Here is a 1,360-nt window from a genome sequence, read left to right on the forward strand (position 1 = left end):
ATGGTTAATTTTCACTGGTCTTCCCAGAAAATCTGGCGATAATGTGCCGTCTTTTTCATCCCACCTGAGGATATTTCCCTGTGAGCAAACAAACTTTTGACCAAGTAGGCCTGAACCCAGCGCTACTAGAAACGCTGGATTCATTGAACTACACCCATATGACGCCAATTCAAGCGTTAAGCTTACCGGCGATTTTGAATCAGCGTGACGTAATTGGTCAGGGTAAAACGGGCTCGGGTAAAACAGCGGCGTTTGGTCTTGGCGTGCTATCAAATCTAAACGTAAAACGATTTCGCGTGCAGGCTTTGGTGCTGTGTCCGACTCGCGAACTGGCGGATCAAGTTGCTAAAGAAATTCGAACGCTAGGGCGTGGTATCCATAACATTAAAGTACTTACGTTGTGCGGCGGTATGCCGATGGGACCGCAAATTGGTTCGTTAGAGCATGGTGCACATATCCTTGTTGGTACTCCGGGGCGTATTCTGGATCACCTTGAGAAAGGCCGTATTAACTTGGAAGAGCTGAATACACTGGTGCTGGATGAAGCCGATCGTATGCTAGAAATGGGCTTCCAAGATGCTTTAGATGCAATTATTAATGCGGCGCCTAAACAGCGTCAGACATTGCTGTTTAGCGCAACATTCCCAGATAAGATCGAGAAAATCGCTCAGCGTATTATGAAATCGCCAGAGATGATCAAGGTTGAATCGACTCACGATACTTCCAGCATTGCTCAATACTTCTACAAAGTAGAAGGAACTGAAGCGCGTGATGAGGCGCTAGCCAATCTTCTTTTGACTTACCAACCAGAGTCGGCGGTGGTGTTCTGTAATACGAAGAAAGAAGTTCAAAATGTCGCGGATGAATTACACCATCGCGGCTTTAGCGTGATCGATATTCACGGTGATCTTGAACAGCGTGAACGTGATCAAGCACTGGTGCAATTTGCGAACAAGAGCGTTTCTATTCTTGTGGCAACGGACGTGGCGGCACGAGGTTTGGATGTGGACAATCTTGATGCTGTGTTCAACTTTGAGCTGTCTCGTGACCCAGAAGTGCACGTGCACCGTATTGGCCGTACTGGCCGAGCAGGCAGTAAAGGTTTGGCGTTCAGCTTCTTTGGTGAAAAAGACGGTCTACGTGTTGCTCGTATCGAAGAGTACTTAGAGATGGATGTGGTACCAGCGACCTTGCCAGCGAAATCAAATCAGCAGCCATACCAAGCGAAGATGGTGACCATCAACATTGATGGCGGCAAGAAGCAAAAAGTTCGTCCTGGCGATATTCTTGGTTGTTTGACTGGCAAAAATGGCATCCCAGGTGCGCAAGTGGGCAAGATTCATTTGTTCCCTGTGCGTTC

1 protein-coding gene is annotated in these 1,360 nt (G+C 47.6%); it reads left to right on the forward strand.

What is annotated here, in order from left to right:
* Positions 1-80: 80 nt before the first annotated feature.
* Positions 81-1,360 (forward strand): ATP-dependent RNA helicase DbpA (gene dbpA / locus R7R78_RS23995; protein ID WP_225474360.1); only part of this gene is annotated, 1,280 nt, incomplete at its 3' end.

It is taken from the genome of Vibrio sp. 2134-1 (genome assembly GCF_033339495.1).